The sequence below is a fragment of the Bradyrhizobium sp. USDA 4369 genome (genome assembly GCF_054056435.1).
Window position 1 is genome coordinate 6,512,492 of the sequence record NZ_JBSRYH010000001.1, and the last position, 20,791, is coordinate 6,533,282.

At 63.9% G+C, this 20,791-nt stretch carries 20 protein-coding genes; 10 read left to right on the plus strand and 10 right to left on the minus strand.

Translation table 11 applies throughout. The annotated features are described in order from the left end of the window. Window positions 1-30: 30 nt before the first annotated feature. Window positions 31-1,299: an MFS transporter gene (locus ACVIJ6_RS29480; RefSeq protein WP_456775584.1), complete on the minus strand. Its 1,269-nt coding sequence runs from the start codon at window positions 1,297-1,299 to the stop codon at window positions 31-33. A gap of 56 nt (window positions 1,300-1,355) precedes the next feature. Further along, window positions 1,356-2,609 (minus strand): tyrosine--tRNA ligase, encoded by a 1,254-nt coding sequence (tyrS, locus tag ACVIJ6_RS29485; RefSeq protein WP_456775585.1) that lies wholly within the window; start codon window positions 2,607-2,609, stop codon window positions 1,356-1,358. A 195-nt stretch (window positions 2,610-2,804) separates the two neighbouring features. Between tyrS and ACVIJ6_RS29490 the strand changes: the two genes are divergently transcribed. Both ACVIJ6_RS29490 and ACVIJ6_RS29495 read left to right on the plus strand, forming a co-directional pair. Beyond that, window positions 2,805-3,908: an anhydro-N-acetylmuramic acid kinase gene (locus ACVIJ6_RS29490; protein WP_456775586.1), complete on the plus strand. Its 1,104-nt coding sequence runs from the start codon at window positions 2,805-2,807 to the stop codon at window positions 3,906-3,908. A gap of 82 nt (window positions 3,909-3,990) precedes the next feature. Then, window positions 3,991-4,662: a glutathione S-transferase family protein gene (locus ACVIJ6_RS29495; protein WP_456775587.1), complete on the plus strand. Its 672-nt coding sequence runs from the start codon at window positions 3,991-3,993 to the stop codon at window positions 4,660-4,662. Window positions 4,663-4,852: 190 nt separating this feature from the next. On the opposite strand, the gene ACVIJ6_RS29500 is transcribed toward ACVIJ6_RS29495, so the two are convergent. Together ACVIJ6_RS29500 and ACVIJ6_RS29505 are read right to left on the minus strand one after the other, a co-directional pair. Further along, a complete protein-coding gene (locus ACVIJ6_RS29500; protein ID WP_006614822.1) occupies window positions 4,853-5,500 on the minus strand; it encodes an alpha/beta hydrolase in 648 nt (215 codons plus the stop codon). Window positions 5,501-5,845: 345 nt separating this feature from the next. Next, a complete protein-coding gene (locus tag ACVIJ6_RS29505) occupies window positions 5,846-6,661 on the minus strand; it encodes a LytTR family DNA-binding domain-containing protein (protein WP_456775588.1) in 816 nt (271 codons plus the stop codon). Between the two features lie 138 nt (window positions 6,662-6,799). Here ACVIJ6_RS29505 and ACVIJ6_RS29510 point away from each other — a divergent pair, with 138 nt between their 5' ends. From ACVIJ6_RS29510 to ACVIJ6_RS29540, 7 genes are all read left to right on the plus strand, one after another. Beyond that, window positions 6,800-7,963: a cysteine desulfurase family protein gene (locus ACVIJ6_RS29510; protein ID WP_456775589.1), complete on the plus strand. Its 1,164-nt coding sequence runs from the start codon at window positions 6,800-6,802 to the stop codon at window positions 7,961-7,963. An 84-nt stretch (window positions 7,964-8,047) separates the two neighbouring features. Continuing rightward, a complete protein-coding gene (gene sufB, locus ACVIJ6_RS29515; protein WP_456775590.1) occupies window positions 8,048-9,544 on the plus strand; it encodes a Fe-S cluster assembly protein SufB in 1,497 nt (498 codons plus the stop codon). A gap of 110 nt (window positions 9,545-9,654) precedes the next feature. After that, on the plus strand, window positions 9,655-10,407 hold the full coding sequence (gene sufC / locus ACVIJ6_RS29520; RefSeq protein WP_257170788.1) for a Fe-S cluster assembly ATPase SufC: 753 nt from the start codon (window positions 9,655-9,657) through the stop codon (window positions 10,405-10,407). A gap of 25 nt (window positions 10,408-10,432) precedes the next feature. Beyond that, the gene (gene sufD / locus ACVIJ6_RS29525) at window positions 10,433-11,749 is read left to right on the plus strand and encodes a Fe-S cluster assembly protein SufD (protein ID WP_456775591.1); all 1,317 of its coding nucleotides are present in this window, start codon (window positions 10,433-10,435) and stop codon (window positions 11,747-11,749) included. Beyond that, window positions 11,746-12,993, plus strand: a complete 1,248-nt coding sequence (locus ACVIJ6_RS29530) for a cysteine desulfurase (protein ID WP_456775592.1) — start codon at window positions 11,746-11,748, stop codon at window positions 12,991-12,993. Before sufD ends, ACVIJ6_RS29530 begins: the two co-directional genes overlap by 4 nt. Continuing rightward, the gene (locus ACVIJ6_RS29535) at window positions 12,990-13,361 is read left to right on the plus strand and encodes an SUF system Fe-S cluster assembly protein (protein ID WP_456775593.1); all 372 of its coding nucleotides are present in this window, start codon (window positions 12,990-12,992) and stop codon (window positions 13,359-13,361) included. Before ACVIJ6_RS29530 ends, ACVIJ6_RS29535 begins: the two co-directional genes overlap by 4 nt. A 52-nt stretch (window positions 13,362-13,413) precedes the next feature. Then, window positions 13,414-13,818 carry a HesB/IscA family protein gene (locus tag ACVIJ6_RS29540; RefSeq protein ID WP_456775594.1) on the plus strand — a complete coding sequence of 135 codons (405 nt, stop codon included), beginning with the start codon at window positions 13,414-13,416 and terminating at the stop codon, window positions 13,816-13,818. Between the two features lie 126 nt (window positions 13,819-13,944). On the opposite strand, the gene ACVIJ6_RS29545 is transcribed toward ACVIJ6_RS29540, so the two are convergent. Genes ACVIJ6_RS29545 through ACVIJ6_RS29560 form a run of 4 tightly spaced genes read right to left on the minus strand, consistent with a single transcriptional unit; the run spans window position 13,945 to window position 17,028 of the window. Further along, window positions 13,945-14,448 carry an NUDIX hydrolase gene (locus ACVIJ6_RS29545; protein WP_456775595.1) on the minus strand — a complete coding sequence of 168 codons (504 nt, stop codon included), beginning with the start codon at window positions 14,446-14,448 and terminating at the stop codon, window positions 13,945-13,947. Next, window positions 14,369-15,214, minus strand: a complete 846-nt coding sequence (locus ACVIJ6_RS29550; RefSeq protein WP_456775596.1) for a hypothetical protein — start codon at window positions 15,212-15,214, stop codon at window positions 14,369-14,371. The genes ACVIJ6_RS29545 and ACVIJ6_RS29550 overlap by 80 nt, the downstream gene beginning before the upstream one ends. Continuing rightward, window positions 15,204-16,007, minus strand: a complete 804-nt coding sequence (locus ACVIJ6_RS29555) for a TauD/TfdA family dioxygenase (protein WP_456775597.1) — start codon at window positions 16,005-16,007, stop codon at window positions 15,204-15,206. The genes ACVIJ6_RS29550 and ACVIJ6_RS29555 overlap by 11 nt, the downstream gene beginning before the upstream one ends. Before the next feature lies 1 nt (window position 16,008). After that, window positions 16,009-17,028: a hypothetical protein gene (locus ACVIJ6_RS29560; protein WP_456775598.1), complete on the minus strand. Its 1,020-nt coding sequence runs from the start codon at window positions 17,026-17,028 to the stop codon at window positions 16,009-16,011. A 138-nt stretch (window positions 17,029-17,166) separates the two neighbouring features. On the opposite strand from ACVIJ6_RS29560, the gene ACVIJ6_RS29565 reads away from it, so the two are divergent. Then, complete coding sequence (locus ACVIJ6_RS29565) at window positions 17,167-17,706, plus strand: TfoX/Sxy family protein (protein ID WP_456775599.1); 540 nt, start codon at window positions 17,167-17,169, stop codon at window positions 17,704-17,706. Window positions 17,707-17,732: 26 nt separating this feature from the next. Here the strand turns inward: ACVIJ6_RS29565 and ACVIJ6_RS29570 are convergent, their stop codons facing one another. Further along, the gene (locus ACVIJ6_RS29570; protein ID WP_456775600.1) at window positions 17,733-18,800 is read right to left on the minus strand and encodes a GGDEF domain-containing protein; all 1,068 of its coding nucleotides are present in this window, start codon (window positions 18,798-18,800) and stop codon (window positions 17,733-17,735) included. A gap of 313 nt (window positions 18,801-19,113) precedes the next feature. Then, entirely contained in the window at window positions 19,114-20,550 is a 1,437-nt protein-coding gene (locus tag ACVIJ6_RS29575) for a DEAD/DEAH box helicase (RefSeq protein ID WP_456775601.1), read from the minus strand. Window positions 20,551-20,791 lie beyond the last annotated feature (241 nt).

The window sequence follows — 20,791 nt, forward strand, 5'->3', positions numbered from 1 at the left end:
GCGCAGCAGGTCGCGACGCGCGCGACTTGCTCAGCTCCGCAGCGCCGGCACGACCAGGAACGGGATCATGCCGATGATGACGCTGACGAGCGCCAGCAGGATGACCGCGTCGTAGCCATGCGTGAGATCGTGGATGACGCCGCCGCTCCATGATCCCAACGCCGAGCCGAGCCCGCTGCCGATCGTGATAGTGCCGTAGATCGTGCCGAGCCGCTTGCCGCGGAAGATCTTCATCGCCGTCGCCGACAACAGCGGTCCGCGCGAGCCGATCATGCTGCCGAAGCAGACGACGAAGCCGGTGAGCAGAAGGATGTTGGGCCAGACCTGCAGCGCCCACAGCATCAGGATGCCGGCGATCGAGACCGCATAAGAGAACAGCACTGACGGACGCCGGCCGATCAGCCCGTCGAGTGCGGAGACGCCGAGCATGCCGAACAGCAGCACGACGCCGGAGAAGCCCCAGGCGGTGGCCGCCTGCAGCGGCGCGAAGCCGGCATCGATCAGATAGGCGACGACCTGCGGGGCGATCGCATACATGCCGATTGCGGTGAAGAAGAAGGTCGCAAACAGCGCCCAGAAGGCGTGATGCCGCAGCGCGCGCGACAAGGTCCAGGCATCGTCGGCGAACTCATCCGCCAGCGGTTTCGTCACGTGCGGCGCGCCCGCGGCAAACACCCGCCACGGCAGCAGCGCCAGCGGCGCCAGCAGGATGAAGGCGGCGGCGCCGAATGTCTGATAGGCGCTGCGCCAGCCGATGGCGTCGATCAAGAGCTGCGAGCCCGGCAGCAGCAGCAGCACGCCGGCGCCGGTGGCGGAATAGATCACGGCCATGGCGGTCGACAGCTTCGCGCCGAACCAGCGGCCGAGCAGGATCGAGTTTGGTACGTTGCCGATCAACGCGATGCCGATGCCGACGCAAAGTCCGATGCTGAGCTGGAATTGCCACAGCGCCTGGGCATGCGCGGCCGCCGTGAACGCCGTTCCGAGCAGCAGCAGCCCGAGCGCATAGACCGCGCTTGGCCCCGAATGGTCGAACAGGCGGCCGATCAGCGGGGCGGCGAGACCGCCGGCCAGCGCCGTCAGCGAATAGATCGACACCACCTCGGCACGGTCCCAGCCGAAGCCGTCGGAAATCGGCTTGAGGAAGACGGTGAAGCTTTCGCCGAGCCCCCGGCCGAGCACGGACAGCGCAAAGCAGAGGCCGAGCACGACAAAGGCCGTCCGCGCCGCCTTCGCGGGCAGCGGAGCAGGCGGGGTTTCCTCGGCTTGCGCAGGCTCTTGCGGCGCGCTGATCGTCATGGCTGTCAGGGAGCGCGTTTCGACGTTCCCTGACAAGCAGTCAAAAACGAATGCCCCTATGCAGGCTTCACCAGCACATGGCGCTTCTTGCCGAGCGACAGCTTGATCACGCCTTCTGCCGTCAGCTCCTTCGCCGTCAGCGCCATCTTCTCGTCGGTGACGGCGACATCGTTGACGCGCAGCCCGCCGCCCTTGATCTGCCGGCGGGCTTCGCCGTTCGATGCCACGAGTCCTGCTTTGACGAATGCATTGAGCACGCCGAGACCGGCGTCGAGCTCGGCCTGGGCGACTTCCACCGTCGGCAGGTTCTCGGCGATCGCGCCCTCCTCGAAGGTGCGGCGCGCGGTTTCGGCAGCCGTTCGTGCGGCCTCTTCGCCATGCAGCAAAGTGGTCGCCGCATCCGCCAGCGCCTTCTTGGCCTCGTTGATCTCGGCGCCCTGGAGAGCGCCGAGCTTCTCGATCTCGGCCAGCGGCAGGGTGGTGAACAGCTTGAGGAACTTGACGACGTCGGCGTCCTCGGTGTTGCGCCAGTACTGCCAGAAATCATACGGGCTGCACTGGTCGGCATTGAGCCAGATCGCGCCCTGCGCGGTCTTGCCCATCTTGGCGCCGGAGGCGGTGGTCAAAAGCGGCGTGGTCAGCGCGAACAGTTGCTCGGTACCCATGCGGCGGCCGAGCTCGACGCCGTTGACGATGTTGCCCCACTGGTCCGAGCCGCCCATCTGCAGCCGGCAGCCGGTGCGCCGCGACAGCTCGACGAAGTCGTAGGCCTGGCAGACCATGTAGTTGAACTCGATGAAGCTCATCTCCTGCTCGCGCTCGAGCCTGAGCCGGACCGAGTCCATGGTCAGCATGCGGTTGACCGAGAAGTGCCGGCCGATGTCGCGCAGCATCTCGATCCAGTTCAGCTTGGTCAGCCATTCGGCATTGTCGAGCATGATGGCGTCGGTCGCGCCATCGCCGTAAGCCAGCACCTTGGCGAACACGCCGCGGATCGAGGCCTTGTTGGCCTCGATCTCCTCGACCGTGCGCATGGCGCGGGTCTCGTCCTTGCCGGAGGGGTCGCCGACCATGGTGGTGCCGCCGCCCATCAGGGTGATCGGCTTGTTCCCGGTCTGCTGCAGCCAGTACAGCATCATCATGGTCAGGAAGTTGCCGATATGCAGCGAGCGTGCGGTGCAGTCATAGCCGACATAGGCGGTCGCCTGGCCCTTGGCGGCGAGAGCATCCAGGCCCTCGAAATCGGAGCACTGATGGATGAAGCCGCGGCTCTGCAGCACGTTCAGGAAATCGGACTTGAAGCCAGTCATTCTAGGCAACTCTGAGCATTTGTTTACGGTGTTGACCGCTTGTCGCGGCTCCGGCACGGAAGGGCAGATGCCAGGGGTCCGGGCGATGTGGCATTATAAGATGCGCCGGGCTTGTACAAGCATGTGCACGGCTCCGGTGGGACCTCAAATCGGCCGCACTTGGCAATCAGGGCAGGGTTTTCAGGTTCAACTGCAATGATTCTGACCGCACTTGGCCTCATGAGTGGCACCTCGCTGGACGGGGTGGACGTGGCCTTGATCGAGACGGATGGGCGGCAGATCAAGAGCCTGGGTCCCTCCGGCTACCGGCCCTACAGCGCCGCCGAGCGCAGCCTGCTGCGCCAGGCGCTTGCAGATGCGGTGCAGATCGAGCGGCGCGAGGACCGGCCCGGGCGCGTGCGGGAGGCCGAGCACGTAGTGACGCTGGCGCATGCGGAGGCGATTGCGGCGTTCCTGGCGCAGCACCGGCTGATGCCCGAAGACGTCGACATCGTGGGCTTCCATGGGCAGACCGTGCTGCATCGGCCGGAACGGCGCCTCACCGTGCAGATCGGCGACGCCGCGGCGCTGGCCAAGGCCGTCCACATGCCCGTGATGTCCGACTTCCGCGCCGCCGACGTCGATTTCGGCGGCCAGGGTGCCCCGCTGGTGCCGGTCTATCATCGCGCGCTGACCCAGTCGCTGTCACGCGACGGGCCGATCGCGGTCGTCAATATCGGCGGCGTCGCCAACATCACTTATATCGACGGCGAGGATGTGCTGATCGCCTGCGATACCGGTCCGGGCAATGCGCTGCTCGACGATTTCGTCTCCCGGACGACCGGGCAGCCGTTCGATCAGGATGGTCGGCTGGCCGAGCAGGGGAGGCCGGACGAAGCCTGGATCGCCCAGGCGCTGCAACTCCCGTTCTTTGCCCTGCCGCCGCCGAAATCGCTCGACCGCAACGACTTCGCCGCGCTGAAGCTGGATCAGGCCGTTCCGGCCGAGGGCGCGGCGACCTTGACGGCGTTCACGGTCGCCGCCATCGCGCGTGTCGTTCCGTTGCTGCCGAAGCCACCGGCGAGCTGGATCGTCTGTGGCGGAGGGGCCCGCAACCATACCATGATGCGGATGCTGCGGGCGCGGCTCGCGCCGGCGAGCGTCGAATCGGCGGACGCGCTCGGCTGGTCGGCCGATGCGATGGAGGCCCAGGCGTTCGGCTTCCTGGCGGTCCGCGGCATGAAGGGGCTGCCGCTGAGCTATCCGACCACGACCGGCGTGCCATTTCCGATGACCGGCGGCGTGATCACGCGTCCGTAATTCATGCAGCTGCATGAATCTTGACAACTTAATGCATCTGCATCTAGTTTGATGCATCTGCATTGATGCTGCCGAGGATGTCATGACGCTGAAACTGATCAGCCACAAGCTGTGCCCCTATGTGCAACGCGCCGTCATCGCGCTCACGGAGAAAGGCGTCGCGTTCGAGCGGATCGACATCGATCTCGCCAACAAGCCGGACTGGTTCCTGAAGCTCTCGCCGCTCGGCAAGGTGCCGGTACTGGTGGTGCCCTCAGCCGAAAGCGTGGTGGCGCTGTTCGAGAGCAACGTCATCTGCGAGTACATCGAGGAGACGCAGGCCGGCGCGCGGCTGCATCAGGCAGATCCGCTGACCCGCGCCCAGCATCGCGCCTGGATGGAGTTCGGCTCGGCGATCCTCGGCGACCTCTGGGGCCTGGAGACGACGCAGGATGCCGCTATCTTCGCCGCCAAGCGCGACGCGCTGACCGCGAAGTTCGCTCGCGTCGAGGCGGCGCTGGGCGACGGGCCGTATTTCGCCGGGGCGAGCTTCAGCCTGGTCGACGCCGTGTTCGCGCCGGTCTTCCGCTATTTCGATGTGTTCGATGCCTACGGCGATCTCGGCATTTTTGCCGCCACGCCGAAGGTCCGGGCGTGGCGCGATCAGCTGGCGCAGCGGCCGAGTGTGCAGGCGGCGGTCGGCGCCGACTATCCGGATCTGCTCCGCGCATTTTTGGCGCGGTACGATGCTTATTTGTTGAAGCAGGCGGCGTAGGGACGTTGTTGTCGTACCGAGCGCTCATGCACTCACAGTGTGATCGCCCGGCTTGACCGGGCGATCAAGTATTCCGACATGCCGATGATCAGCGGAGAAGCCGCAGCGCAATGGATCACCCGCTTTCGCGGGTGATGACAGCAGTGCCTCAAGGCACGACCGTTCGAACAATCAGCAACGACGCGTTGCCTCACCTCACATTGGCAAGCCGCATGTCGAGATAGGCCGTGATGGTTTCCATCAGCGGCTCGAGCTTGCCGTCGAAGAAGTGGTTGGCGCCGGGGATGACCTGCTGGTCGATCACGATGCCCTTCTGCGTCTTGAGCTTCTCGACCAGCGTGTTGACGTCCTTCGGCGGCACCACCGCATCCTTCTCGCCATGGACGATCAGGCCCGAGGACGGGCAGGGCGCCAGGAAGGAGAAGTCGTAGAGGTTGGCTGGCGGGGCGATCGAGATGAAGCCCTCGACTTCGGGACGGCGCATCAGGAGCTGCATGCCGATCCAGGCGCCGAAGGAGAAACCGGCGACCCAGCAGGCGCGGGCTTCGGGGTTGATGGTCTGCGCCCAATCGAGCGCCGACGCCGCATCCGACAATTCGCCGGTGCCGTGGTCAAACGAGCCCTGGCTGCGGCCGACGCCGCGGAAATTGAAGCGCAGCACCGAGAAGCCGCGATGCGCGAACGCATAGTAGCACTGATACACGATCTGGTGGTTCATCGTGCCGTGGAACTGCGGATGCGGATGCAGGATCATCGCGATCGGCGCGTTCTTCTGCTTCGCCGGATGGTAACGGCCTTCGAGGCGGCCGGCCGGACCGTTGAAGATGACTTCAGGCATCAGAGAATCCTTGGCAGAGCATCGACCGACTTCGTCCGTGATTCATCTGGCGCCTCGCCGACGAATTTCGCATGACAAGTGGTGATCGAGCACCGCCCGTTCGCTTGAACAGAACGGCGCATGCGTGACTGGAAGTTGGCCTTCTAACATGGAGCGCAGGGCAAAAAGCAAGGCTTTTCAACGCCCGGCCATGGCGGCTCGGGGCGCGGATTGCGGCGACGGATTGATGCGCGCGGGCTCAGGCGGTTGGTTGGTTCCCGCCGGCTGTCCTGGCAGTTAGTTGAAAACGCTGGAGTTTTCTTTTTCCCCGCGGGCGGCTCCCGGCGTGGTCGCAGGCGTCTGCTCCTAAACAGCAACGGCGCTGCGATAGCGGCGGCTGCCCTGGACCGTCTGCCCGGTGTCAAAGGTCAGGGCGAAGTCGCCGGAGGGAAGAGAGGCAAGCGCGGTCACCCGGGCCATGTTGACCAGCCGGCCGCGGTGGATCCGGACCAGCTCGAAGCGGGCAAGCTCGCTCTCGGCGGCGGTGAGAGTGCCGCGAATGAGGTGCTGCCTGCCGTCCGCCATGGCGTATTCGATGTAATTCCCGGCCGAGGCGACCCACAGGATGTCCGCCGGCGAAATTCGGACGCGGCTGGCGCCGTCGCGCAGCCACAGGGTCGCGGGAGCCGGCGGATCACGGGGGGCTTGGCGCGCGGTGCCGTCGCGATAGCCGTCATAGAGCCAGAGCGTCGTGCCGATCAGCAGCGCGGTCATGATGTCCTTGCGGAATTCGTACATGACCGTGGGCCATGAGAGGTGAAAGTCACAGCTGCCGCCGGCGGCCCACATCAGGAGCTTGCGCAGCGCCACCATGCCCATGATGTGGAGCGCAGAGAACGCGACGATGGCCAACGCAGCGCGTGCGGCGCTATGGGGCGTCCAGGGTGGCGAACGGATCGATCGGACGGTCGCGACCAGCAGGGGCGCCAGCAGGATGATGAACAGGATGCTCGTCATCTCGCCGAGCAGCGGCGTTCCGAGATCGTAGGGCGCGCCCCGCCTGACCGCGTCCTGGGCCGATGAGAAGGCGTTGACGAGGCCGACACCGACCGAGAGCACGGCTGTCGTCACATAGAACGTTCGATCGTTCGGACGCAGGATCAAACCGCTGAGCTTGTTCATGGGACCGCACTCGCCATCTCATCTCGCAGCGGACATTACCATCGTCTTCGGCCGGCGGCAGCCGCGCAGACGGCCGGCCACGGGTCGTCGCTGGAGCTGCAGTGGCCGTTGACGACACCAGTTGATATGAAGTGATCCATGGCTGACAGGGTCTACCTCGATTGGAATGCGACGACGCCGCTGCGCCGGGAGGCGCGCGCGGCGATGATCGCGGCCATGGATCATCTCGGCAATCCCTCCTCGGTTCATGCCGAGGGCCGCAAGGCCCGGCGGCTGGTCGAGGATGCGCGCGAGGTCATCGCCCGCGGCCTCGGCGCCATGGCCCGCCGCGTCGTGTTCACGTCCGGCGGCACGGAGGCCAATGTTCTGGCCTTGAGCCCGGGGCTCAAGGCGCCGGCCGGCCGGATCGAACGCCTGCTGGTTTCGGCTGTCGAGCATGCGTCGGTCCTGGCCGGCGGCCGTTTTGATTCCTCGAACATCCGGATCATCCCGGTCGACCCGTCCGGCGTGGTTGCGCTGGGCCACCTCGAACTGCTGCTGGCTGGCGGACCACCGGCGCTGGTTTCCGTGATGGCCGCCAACAACGAGACCGGGGTGCTTCAACCGGTTTCGCAGGTCGCTGAGCTCGTGCGGCGGGCTGGTGGGGTCCTGCACGTCGATGCGATCCAGGCTTTTGGAAAAATTCCGATGGATATCAATCAGATGGGCGCGGACCTGGTGTCTCTTTCTGCACATAAGATCGGCGGCCCCAAGGGCGTCGGCGCGCTGGTGCTGGGGAGTGGCGTCGAGGAGCTGATCCCCCTGCTGCGCGGCGGCGGCCAGGAGCGAGGTCGTCGCGCGGGAACCGAGAATGTGCTGGGAATCGCGGGATTTGGCGCGGCTGCCGGCGCGGCCCTGGCTGGGCTGGAGAGCGATCAGGCGCGGCTCGGCGAATTGCGCGACCGGATGGAAGCGGGCCTTGGGCAGGTCGCGGGGGTGACGGTATTCTCGTGTGGCGTTCCGAGGCTGCCGAACACGACGCTGTTCACTGCCGACCGGATGAAGGCAGAGACTGCAGTGATCGGGTTCGATCTGGAAGGTATTGCGGTGTCCTCCGGCTCGGCCTGTTCGTCGGGCAAAGTGCAGCCATCCCATGTGCTCGAAGCCATGGGGGTCGGTCCCGCGGCCGCCCAGGGAGCGGTGCGCCTCAGTCTGGGCTGGTCCACCACAGAGGCGGATGTCGATCGCTGCCTGCAGGCTTGGCGAAAGCTGTCATTGACCCTACTTAAGGGGAGCGATGAAACCGTGCTTGAGCGATTCTAAGGGCGTGATTTCGTCCGCGAAACGTCGTAAGACGGTTCCAGAAGATGTCCACCGCGGTCCTTGAAACCGCGAGCGGAGGATGGAATGCCAGCCGTACAAGAGACGGTCGACCGCGTCAGGCGGATCGACGTTGATCAATATCGCTATGGATTCGAGACAGTCATCGAATCCGAGAAGGCTCCGAAGGGGCTTTCCGAAGACACGATCCGCTATATTTCGGGCAAGAAGAACGAGCCCGCCTGGATGCTCGAATGGCGCCTGGAGGCCTATCGCCGTTGGCTGACCATGCTGGAGCCGACCTGGGCGCGCGTCGACTATCCGAAGATCGACTTTCAGGACCTGTATTATTATTCGGCGCCGAAGCCGAAGAAGCAGCTCTCTTCGATCGACGAGATCGATCCTGAGATCCTGAAGACCTATGAAAAGCTCGGCATCCCGCTGCGCGAGGTTGCGATCCTCGAAGGCGTCGAGCCTAAGCCCGGTGCCGGCAGCCCGGAAGCGCGTAAGATCGCGGTCGACGCCGTGTTCGATTCGGTGTCGGTGGCGACGACGTTCAAGGAGGAGCTGAAGAAGGCCGGCGTGATCTTCATGCCGATCTCGGAAGCCATCCGCGAGCATCCCGAGCTGGTGCAGAAATATCTCGGCAGCGTGGTGCCGACCTCCGACAATTTCTACGCGACGCTAAACTCCGCGGTGTTCTCCGACGGCTCGTTCGTCTACGTGCCGCCGGGCGTGCGCTGCCCGATGGAGCTGTCGACCTATTTCCGCATCAACGAGCGCAACACCGGCCAGTTCGAGCGCACGCTGATCATCGCCGACAAGGGCGCCTACGTCTCCTATCTCGAAGGCTGCACGGCGCCGCAGCGCGACGAGAACCAGCTGCATGCAGCTGTCGTCGAGCTAGTCGCGCATGACGATGCCGAGATCAAATATTCGACGGTGCAGAACTGGTATCCGGGCAATTCGGAAGGTGTCGGCGGCATCTACAACTTCGTCACCAAGCGTGGCGACTGCCGTGGCAACAATTCCAAGATCTCCTGGACCCAGGTCGAGACCGGATCGGCGATCACGTGGAAATATCCGAGCTGCATCCTGCGCGGCGACAATTCGCGTGGCGAGTTCTACTCGATCGCGATCTCGAATGGCTATCAGCAGGTCGACTCAGGGACGAAGATGATCCATCTCGGCAAGAATACGACGAGCCGGATCATCTCCAAGGGCATCGCGGCGGGCAAATCGCAGAACACCTATCGCGGCCTGGTGACGGCGCATCGCAAGGCGACCGGCGCGCGCAACTTCACCGCCTGCGATTCGCTGCTGATCGGCGACAAATGCGGCGCGCACACCGTGCCCTATATCGAGGCCAAGAACTCCTCGGCCACCTTCGAGCACGAGGCGACGACGTCCAAGATCTCCGAGGACGTGCTGTTCTACTGCATCCAGCGCGGTCTTTCGCAGGAGGAAGCGGTCGGGCTCGTCGTCAACGGCTTCGTCAAGGATGTGCTGCAGCAGCTGCCGATGGAGTTCGCGGTCGAGGCGCAGAAGCTGATCTCGATCAGCCTCGAAGGTTCGGTCGGCTAAGGCCACGGAGCGGGCCCGTCGCGCGGCCCGCTCGTGCTGACATCAACATCATCCGCCCTCGGACCCGGTCGATCGGTTGCTCCAGGGCAAGCGCTGAGCGGAAAGAGATAATGGCACTACTCGAAATCAAGAACCTGCAGGTCCGCGTCGAGGAGCGCGAGATCCTCCACGGCCTGACGCTGACGATCGACGCCGGCAAGGTGCATGCGATCATGGGGCCGAACGGCTCCGGCAAGTCGACGCTGTCCCACGTCATCGCCGGCAAGCCCGGCTATGAGGTGACTGGCGGCGAGATCCTGTTCAAGGGCGAGGATCTACTGGCGATGGCGCCGGATGAGCGCGCCGCCAAGGGCGTGTTCCTGGCGTTCCAATATCCGGTCGAGATCCCCGGCGTCGCCACCATGACGTTCCTGCGCACGGCGCTGAACGCGCAGCGCAAGGCGCGCGGCGAGGAGGAATATTCGACGCCGGATTTCCTCAAGAAGGTGCGCGAGATTTCGAAGCAGCTCAGCATCCCGCAGGACATGCTGAAGCGCGGCGTCAATGTCGGCTTCTCCGGCGGCGAGAAAAAGCGCAACGAGGTGCTGCAGATGGCGCTGTTCCAGCCCTCGCTCTGCATCCTCGACGAGATGGATTCCGGTCTCGACATCGACGCGCTGCGCATCGCCGCCGACGGCGTCAACGCGCTGCGCTCGCCGGAGCGCTCGATGATCGTGATCACCCATTATCAGCGGCTGCTGAACTACATCGTGCCCGACGTCGTTCATGTCATGTCGAAGGGCCGCGTCGTGAAGAGCGGCGGCAAGGAGCTCGCGCTCGAGCTGGAGGCGTCCGGCTACGCCCAGTTCGAAGACGCGGCCTGATCGCGCTGTCGTGAATGGATCTGTGATGAATGTAGCTTTGGTCAAGAACGACAGCGGTCCGGCGGCGAGCAGCGTGTTTGCCGCCGCCCAGGGCCGGCTGCCCGGCACCGGAAGGGTGGCGGATATCAGGCGCGAGGCCTTCGCGGCCTTCGAGCGCACGGGACTGCCGCACCGGCGCATCGAGGAATGGAAGTATACCGACCTGCGCGCACTGGTGCGCGAGCTGCTGCCGCTTGCAGCCACGCCCGATGCGGCTGCGCTGGCGCGGGCCAAGGCGGCTGTCGCGACGGTCGCGATCGATGGCGCGATCAAGCTGGTGCTGGTCGACGGCGTGTTCGCCGCCGAGCTGTCCGATGACGTGAAGGCGGGCGTCAGCCTGAGGTCGCTGCGCCAAGTTCTTGAGAATGATGGCAACGAGGCGCGCGGCGATCTCCTGCTGACGACCTTCACCGATCCCATGCTGTCGCTCAACGCAGCGCTGGCGACCGACGGCGTAGTGGTCGGAATCGCGGACGGCATCCATCTGCCGGCGCCGTTGCAGATCGTCCATGTCGCGACGGCCGCAAAGGCGGCGCGCTATGCGCGGTCGCATGTCCAGGTCGGCAAGGGCGCGCGCGCCACCCTGATCGAGACCTGCGTCGCCGCCGAGGGCGCGACCGCCTATCAGGCCGACGATGCGCTCGTGCTTTGGATCGGCGGCGGGGCCGAGCTGTCGCATATCCGGCTGATGCGCGATGCCTCCGACGCCGTGAATGTCACCTCGGACGTGATCACGGTCGGGGCCCGCGCCAAGCTCAACCTCTTCAACATGACCAGCGGCGGCGTGGTGAGCCGGCTCCAGGCCTTCATCACTCTGGCGGGCGAGAACAGCGAACTCACGGTCAACGGCGTCAACCTGCTGCGTGACAAGCAGCATGGCGACATGACGCTAGTGGTGGACCACGCCGTGCCCGGCTGTACCAGCCGCGAGAATTTCCGCGCCGTGCTCGATGATCGCGCCCATTCGGTGTTTCAGGGCCGCATCATCGTTCGCCAGGACGCGCAGCAGACCGACGGCAAGATGATGACCCGCGCGCTGCTGCTGTCCGACGAGGCCGAGGCCGACTCGAAGCCCGAGCTCGAGATCTTCGCCGACGACGTCTCCTGCGGCCATGGCGCCACCGCCGGCGCGCTCGACGACAGCCTGCTGTTCTATCTGCAGGCGCGCGGTCTTCCCGAGAAGCAGGCGCAGGCGCTGCTGATCCAGGCCTTTGTCGGCGAAGCGATCGAGGCGATCGAGGATGACGGCTTGCGCGAGCGCGTCATCGCCGCCGCCCAGGATTGGCTGGAGGCCCGCGCATGAGCACGCATCCGGCAGTCGCCAACGGCACCTACGACGTCGCCCGCATTCGCGAGGATTTTCCGGCGCTGGCGTTGCAGGTCTACGGCAAGTCGCTCGTCTATCTCGACAATGCCGCCTCGGCGCAGAAGCCGCGCGCGGTGCTCGACCGCATGACGCAGGCCTACACCAGCGAATACGCCAACGTGCATCGCGGCCTGCATTATCTCGCGAACGCGGCCACGGAGGCCTATGAAGGCGGCCGCGAGCGCGTGACGCGCTTCCTCAACGCAAGGCGCAGCGAGGAGATCATCTTCACGCGCAACGCGACCGAGGCGATCAACCTCGTGGCGTCGTCATGGGGCGGGCCGAATATCGGCGAGGGCGATGAGATCGTGCTCTCGATCATGGAGCACCATTCCAACATCGTGCCGTGGCATTTCTTGCGCGAACGCCAGGGCGCGGTGCTCAAATGGGCCCCGGTCGATGATGAAGGCAACTTCCTGATCGACGAGTTCGAGAAGCTGCTGACCGACAAGACCAAGCTGGTCGCGATCACGCAGATGTCGAACATGCTCGGCACGCTCGTGCCGGTGAAGGAGGTCGTGCGGATTGCGCATGCGCGCGGCATTCCTGTGCTGGTCGATGGCAGCCAGGCAGCGGTGCATCTTGCCATCGATGTCCAGGACATCGACTGCGACTTCTACGTCTTCACCGGCCACAAGCTTTATGGGCCGACCGGGATCGGCGTGCTCTACGGCAAATACGATCTCCTTGCCGCGATGCGCCCGTTCAATGGCGGCGGCGAGATGATCCGCGAGGTCGCGCGCGACTGGGTCACCTATGGTGATCCGCCTCATAGGTTCGAGGCGGGCACGCCGATGATCGTCGAGGCGGTCGGACTGGGGGCCGCGATCGACTACGTGAATTCCGTCGGCAAGGACCGCATTGCCGCGCATGAGCACGAATTGCTGACCTATGCGCAAGAGCGGTTGCGCGAGATCAACTCGTTGCGGTTGATCGGCACCGCCAAGGGCAAGGGCCCCGTGATCTCGTTCGAGATGAAGGGCGCGCACGCCCACGATATCGCGACCGTGATCGACCGCCAGGGCGTCGCAGTGCGCGCGGGCACGCATTGCGTCATGCCGCTTTTGGAGAGATTCAACGTCACTGCGACCTGCCGAGCCTCGTTTGGCATGTACAATACTAGGGAAGAGGTCGATCTGCTGGCCCAGGCATTGATCAAGGCGCGGGATTTGTTTGCATGACCGATATGGCCGATGTCAAAACTCAATCTGTAGAAACTCATTCGGCATTGCCACCGGAAGAGACCGAGCGGCTGTCCACCGAGATCATCTCGGCGTTGAAAACGGTCTTCGATCCGGAAATTCCGGCCGACATCTATGAGCTCGGCCTGATCTACAAGGTCGACATCAAGGACGACCGCAGCGTCGACGTGGTCATGACGCTGACCACGCCGAACTGTCCGGCGGCCGGCGAACTGCCGACCATGGTGGAGAACGCGATCGCCAGCGTTCCGGGGGTGGGAGTCGTCAACGTCAATATCGTGTGGGAGCCGCAATGGACGCCGGACCGCATGAGTGACGAGGCGCGTCTCGTCCTCAATATGTGGTGAGGCACGAAGTTTGAATGGTGGGCGGGATTGATTGACCGCCGGGATTGACCAGATGACCGATATGAACAATACGCCGGCGCCAATTGTCAGCAAGCCCAAGCCGCGACCCCGTCCGCAGGTCATGCGTTTGACCGAAGCCGCTGCCACGCGCATCCGCGAGCTGATGCAGCGGGCCGAGTCCGAGATCATTGGCCTGCGGGTCGGCGTCAAGAACGGCGGCTGCGCCGGGCAGTCCTACACGGTCGAATATGCGCACGACATCCGCCCGACGGACGAGGTGGTGGAGGATAAGGGCGTCAAGATCATGGTCGATCCCAAAGCCGTGCTGTTCCTGCTCGGCACCGAGATGGATTATCAAGCTGACAGGATGCAGGCCCAGTTCGTCTTCAACAACCCCAACCAGATCAGCGCCTGCGGTTGCGGCGAGTCGGTACAGTTGAAGCCTGCCGAGGTCTGATCGTCGGCTTTCCGTCGGTATCTTCGCGACGTCTGTCGTGTTCGCGACATTGATTGCGGCTGCAGGCACGAATCGTCGTGTCGTGCCGTAACAGAGTTCTCTCCATTTGTCGTGCCGCTGGTGCCGCTAAGGTCGAGGTCCCAGCGCCCGGAGGATGCTGGACCGATAGCCATCGGGCAGGTTGATGTTGGGAAGGCCAGACAACGTGAACAATTGCAGCTCCTTGTGCTCGGAGCTGACGCGCGCGACATGAAGGGACGCGCATGGCTCGCAGAGATAGGTGACAATCAGGACCTTGACTTGGCCTTGGATGTCGTAAACCCAGCAATCGATGATCCGGGAGATGGTCACCGCGAGGCCGAGTTCCTCATCGATCTCGCGCACCAAGCATGCCTCGGGCTGCTCGTCGGCTTCCAGCTTGCCGCCGGGAAGCTCCCACTCGTCCCGTTCGTTCTTGAGCAGGGCAATCTGTCCATGCAGGTGTACGATGCCTTTCACGGAGACCGGAAAGCCTTGGCCAAATGGTCGCTGAACAGTTGCGTGGGTGGGATCATCGGGTGATCTCCAGAAGAACGGCCGTAGCGTCGTCGTGGCGCTTGAGGCGCGGCCAACGCAGGCACTCGCTGTCATCTTGTTCGCATCGACGCAGCCGTTCGAGCAGGGTACGAATGCCCTCGTCCCCGTCTTCGAAGTAGGTCGCATCATCGATGCCCAGGATCGCCGAGCAGCGCAGTAGGCCGTCACTGGCGAGCAGGATGCGCGTTCCGGCTTCGACCGCAAGTTCGCCAGCAATTGCCTGGGCGAGGTCTGGGTTTGTGAGGCTGAAGAGCCAATATCCCTCGCTCGTATTGATGGTCCGGCGGCTCTCGCGGATGAGGGGGCGCACGGCCTTTCGCCGTTCACTATAGGTCAGACGGCCCTCGGACAGTCTTTTCCATTCGAGCAGCGTCCTTTGCTCGCTGCTGTGGCAACGGGTGTCCTGCTTCCGAAAGGCGTCTCGAGATGGCAATCGGATGATCGCCTCGACATCTCCCAACAGCCAGTACCGCAAGCGGTCGCCGACGATTGACACGGCACCGAGGGCGGCCATGGGTGTCCTGTGGGATTCAACAAGCGCTGCCGCGCCTTGCTGCAGATCTTGGACCGCGGCGCGCAGACTGCTTTCCAGCCTGCGCTCGAACGGTTCGTCGATCTCTGCGTGGTTGTTGAGGTTCGATACGACGGCCGACACCAGCCAGTTCGCGTCCGTCGGTCCGCTCGTCAAACGTTCGCCTGCAAACCCCGTGATCCCGTCCAGGACGACGGCCCCCGAGGGGCTGCACCAATACGCATCTTCGTTGACGCCCGACTCGAGGTTGCCGGGCGAACTGACTGCGGCGATGACCCTAGCCAGCATTGGCGGAGGCAGCATCGAAGCCGAAGTGCCGGTGAGCTGGCGCTTCCCGCGTGTCGATCAGCAAACGAAGGTATCGCCGTTCTCCGCCGAAGCCGTTACGGCCATGCAGCCAGCGCGTGTTCGAGACAATGTAGCCTTGACCAGAGCCCAGGCGCAGCTTGATCGCCTTTGCCATGATGATGGCGCGCAGAACGGGAATGGCGCCGCTGTAGATGCAGTTGATGTACATCAGCCGATCAAACCGAAATCGCACACCGAGCCGATCCTTGCTGTCCTCCGGTTCAAAGAAGATCGCGCTACGCAGCAGCGCGCCATCGCTTTCGAATACGGCCGCGTCGGGCACGCGAAGCTGGTCGGCCACGTCCGGCCAGGAGGTGCATAGTTCCCGATAGACCTCGAGTCCGTCGACGAGCAGAGTCTCTTCTCCCCGATCTCCTGGGCGCTCGCGCCAGACGAAGACCAAGTGGGGTGGTGTAACCGCGATCGTACGGTCGGTATGAGGAAACAGGGCATCGAAACCGAAGCCGAGAAATCCGTTGCCTTCCGCTTCGACGCGTTTAGGTGCCACGACGGTGACGCCATCCTCGTTCGCGTCGCGGTGCTGTCGAACCTCGCCGAGCAGGTCGGCAATCCGCAGAGCCGTGGACACGTTGTCGATGGAGTTGACGAACGCAATGCCGGATTGCGCGATGTCATCGCGCAATTGAGCCGCGGTGACCTCATGGGCGTTCAACGACGGAACATCCAGGCCGCGATGCGGGAGCGCCGGAGCGAGAAGGTCAATCGTGTGCATTTTACTCCTCGGGGTGTTTCGACTCGCAGTCCTCAAATCCGACTGGGAGGTGCGAGACCGGATGGGGTTGCAGGTTGGGTGCGACGCAAATCGCCAAGAAGCTCTTCGCCGTTCCGACTGCAAGTATGGTGCGCGAAAGCGAGCTGAGCGTTCTAAGCGCCGCGTAGGTGCGCATGGGGCCGATGCCGGTGTGAAGAATGAAGTCGCGAATGTCGTCCGCGCACTGCGAGCCGTCGACGGCAATGCTGCCGGAGGCCTGAGCGACGTAGGTACGCTCGGGCGAATGGACTGGAACGCTGCTCAGATATGCCTGCTGTGGCGCCGGATCCACAAGCGGCAGGTGCGCCGCATTGCAGGGCGTGACCGGAGTTCTCGCCGACACTCCGATGCCACGAGCCAGCACTTCCTGCTGGATCAGCGCATCCAGACTTCGGCGATGACCGGCAAGCAGCAGGACACGGGGGGATCGATAGTCCTTGACCCAGACATCGATACTGGCAAGAGCAGCTTCGATGTCATCCTCGACCGAGTACGGCCTGGACAGCAACACCTCACAGTGACCGAGATCGCGACCGGCGGTCGCTTTCTCGATCTGCAGGCGTTGCAAGTGCATATACTCCTCGCCCCATTGAGCGAACTCGTCGATTTTGACCACCCCCGACCATAAAAGAGCCGGAAACGCGCCTCGTGAGTAGGAGCTACACGCCGTCGCCCTGCTGTCGCGTCTTTGTTCCTCGAGGATTGCACAAGCCAGATAGATGAGCGTTTGTGCCATCAGGCGCTTCGCGCGCGGCACTTCACGAAGGTCGCAGGCAGTCGCGTTCGACAGGCTGATGCCGAAGCGACGGTCGAGAAGCCCTCTGATCGCCACGAGCATGTCAGATCGTGATAGACCCTCGTCATGCAGCGCGTATTGTTTCTCGATGTCACCGCTCAGCTTATGTTCCGTATCCGCGGTTGTGCGAAGGAACAGGAAGGCGAGCGTGCCGAGCGCTGTAGACGCACAATCTCGGTCGCTCATGATTTCGTCGCCTGCCGTGAATGTCGGAAATCGATTGCCCGTAATATGCGGTAAGATAGTAATATGAAGATGACAATCGTTAAGATTGTACCTTGCGGCGATCAGGCAGAGGCGGTGAATGCGAGCGGAGGACGATAGATGGACCGCGAATTCCTGATCGAACTGTTCGCCGGCTTCGGGCCGGTCACGATCCGCCGGATGTTCTCCGGCTTCGGCATCTCCGCTGACGGCATCAACTTTGCGCTGGCGCTGCGCAGCGGCCTCTATCTGCGGGCCGATGAAGCGAGCTTCGCCAAGTTCGAGGCCGCCGGATCCCAGCCGTTCTCCTACGAGACGCGGGCGCGGACGATGACCGTGCGCTCTTACTGGCAGGTGCCGGCGCATTTGTTCGACGACGCCGATGAGTTCACCCTGTGGGCCCGGGAGGCATTCGTCGCGGCGCAAACTGCCGCCCTCAGCAAGCGCAGCAAGACCCGTGCGGCATCCCCGATGATGCGTGACAAGGCGGCGGCCGCGGCGCCTGCCAGGCGCGCAAACGCCAAGACGCCGGCGACGAACAGCAAGCCTGCCACGGCGCCGAAGACGGCCAAGAAGACAGCAAAGAAGGTGGAGCCGCCTGCCTCCGAGCGGGCCCGCAAGACCGCAAGAAGGCCCAAAGCGTCATCGACGCGGCGCTGACATGAGGGCCGCGTGCCGGGCGTTCGTCAGGCCACCTGGCCGCGCGTGGCCGCGGCGAATTCCGGATCGCTCTCGCAGATCACGCGATTGCGTCCGCTGCGCTTGGCGGCATAGAGGCAGGCATCCGCGCGCTCAATCAGCGCATCCGTGTCGTCGCCGGGCCTGAGCATGGACACGCCGACGGAGATTGTGACCCGTCCGAGAATTTCCCCGGTCGACTTCTTCTTGAGCTCCCGCGCGGTGACCGCGCGGCGGATCTGGTCGGCGACGGTCAGCGCCTGTCGGAGCGGCGTGTTCGGCAGTACCACTGCGAACTCCTCGCCGCCATAGCGCGCCGCAATATCCTGTCCCTTGATCGCATTCTTCAGCGACATCCCGACGAGGCGCAGCACCTGGTCGCCGGTCAGATGACCGAAGGAATCGTTGAATGATTTGAAGTGATCGATGTCGAACATCAGCAGCGAGAGCGGCTGATTCGACGTCAGCCCACCCTCAACGGCCATCTCGATCATGCGATCGAAATATTTGCGATTGCCAAGCCCCGTGAGCGGATCGGTCAGGCTCTCGGCCCGGATCGCCTCGAGGCTCTGCTGAAGTCCGCTGATCTCGTCCTTGGACAGCGTGAGACGCTGCTCAAGCATCCGGTTGGTCTCCCGCATCTGCTTCGTCGAATGCGCGAGAGCCTCGATGATGTCGACGAGCTGCTCGCGGCTCGTGGCCGATGCAAGCCTCTGGTCAGCGCCGGCAAGGCTCGCATCGTAGCTGGCGGTGCGGCCGAGAGCGTCGGAGATCGTGCCGACCAGGTCATCGATCTCGCCGACGACGCGCGCACCGACCTTGTCGATGCGATCGGACGTCTTCAGGTGCGTCAGATAGGATTCGTAGAGCTGGTCGAGTTCGGCTTGAGAAAGCTCGCCGTTGCGCGCGATCGTCTCGTTGAGGATCTCGTTCAGCTGCGTGTTATAGCCCGTCGCATAGACGTACCAAATCTCGTAGTTGCGAGGATTGGCCGAGTGACGCAGAGCTCTGATCTGGCCAAGCGCAAATTCGCCAAAGCCTATCGTTCGTTCGTGTTCGTCAAGCGCATTGACCACAACAGGTTCTCCCCAAATCGCCCGCGTCGCCGTCGCCACAGCAATGAATAAACAATGCCGGACAAGCTAAAGGACGTGTGTGAACCAGGGGTAAATACGGCCGTAGAGTTCCGGATGAACGTCAAGTTACCCTTACAGGACGTTCGTCATCTCATATGCTCGTTGTGCTGCATAGCCGGTGATCAGGCTGAAGCGTCGTGAGCGGCGGAACGGGCGGCGCGTGAACGGGACGCACGATCGCCGTCGGCGCGCTTGATGATGGGCGGAACTGTTGATCGAGGTTCCGCCGCAACACACGAGTTTGGAAACTTGTTTACGGGAGCGGCGCGCGCACAGGGCGGAGCAGAAAGGCCGGGAGATGCGAGTGATCGGCCGGCTCGTTGTCGTGATCGCGTCGCGGCCGCCGGGGTTCGTGGCGCGGCTGCTCGGTCCGGGCAGGGTCATTGCGGGGGCTCGGCGCGGGCCGAGGCGTCGCCGCTTGTGCAGGCCGCGGCGCAGCGGCGGACGGACGTGTCTCGCGGATCTCGCGCGGCTCGCGCTCGCGAGGTGCCTTGCCGCGGCTCCGGCGGGCACCGTCGCGCGGCCGCCGTTCATGGGAGTCCTCGTCGGCTGACGCGGCCACCTCGTAGTCGCCTTCCGCCTTCGGAATGCTTTGACCGATCAGCTTCTCGATTGCGGTGATCGATTTCTGGTCAGCCGGGCTCACGATGGAGATCGCGGTGCCAGTGCGGCCCGCACGGCCGGTGCGTCCGATCCGGTGAACATAGTCGTCGGAATGATGCGGCACGTCGAAATTGAAGACGTGGCTGACTTCGGGGATGTCGAGACCGCGTGCGGCCACGTCCGAGGCGACCAGCAGCGGCAGCTCGCCCTTGCGGAACTGATCGAGCGCGGCCATGCGGGCAGACTGGTCCATGTCGCCGTGCAGGGCGCAGACGCTGAAGCCGTGCTTCTGCAGCGATTTGTGAAGAATGGCGACCTCACGCTTGCGATTACAAAAGATGATCGCGTTCTTCAGGTCCTTTGCCTCGCGCAGCAGCTTGCGCAGCACCTCGCGCTTCTGATGCGCTTCGCGTCCGCCGGGCACCTGGAGCTGCGTAACCGTGACAGCGGTCGTGGCGGGCCGGGACACCTCGACCTTCTGCGGATTGTGCAGGAAGGTTTCGGTGACGCGCCGGATCTCCGGCGGCATGGTCGCGGTGAAGAAGAGGGTCTGCCGCGTAAACGGCACCAGCTTACAAATTCGCTCGATGTCGGGAATGAAGCCCATGTCGAGCATGCGGTCGGCTTCGTCGATCACGAGGAGCTCGACGCCGGTGAGCAGCAATCCGCCGCGCTCGGTATGATCGAGCAGGCGGCCGGGCGTCGCGATCAGGACGTCGACGCCCCGGGTGAGCTTGGTGTCCTGGTCGCCGAAGGAGACACCGCCGATCAGCAATGCGACGTTGAGTTTCTGCCCGGCGCCGTAGCGATCGAAGTTTTCCTTGACCTGGGCGGCCAGTTCGCGGGTCGGCTCCAGGATCAGGGTGCGCGGCATTCGTGCCCGGGCGCGGCCCTTTTCAAGAATGGTGAGCATCGGCAGCACGAAAGCTGCGGTCTTGCCGGTGCCGGTCTGAGCGATGCCGAGCACATCGCGACGGGCCAGCACGTGAGGAATCGCCTGTTCCTGAATAGGAGTAGGAGTGGTGTAACCGGTGGCTGCAACTGCAGCCAGCACCTTGTCGGACAAGCCGAGATTGGAAAAGGACATCGAGCCTCTGTGTCACGCGCCAATAGGCGACGGGGCCTCTGTTCGACGCCGCCGTTAGGAATCGAGGGGTAAAAGGCTGTGGTCGCGTTCAACCCCGAAACGGCATGCTCTAACGAAGCTGGGGGCTCTCTGACTGACGCTGACCCGCGGCCAGTGCTTGGTGGAATCGAGTAGCGTTTCCAAGCCGCGATAGTCAGAAAATAGGGTCAAATCGCCCAAAGTCAATGGAGGTCGCCAGAGA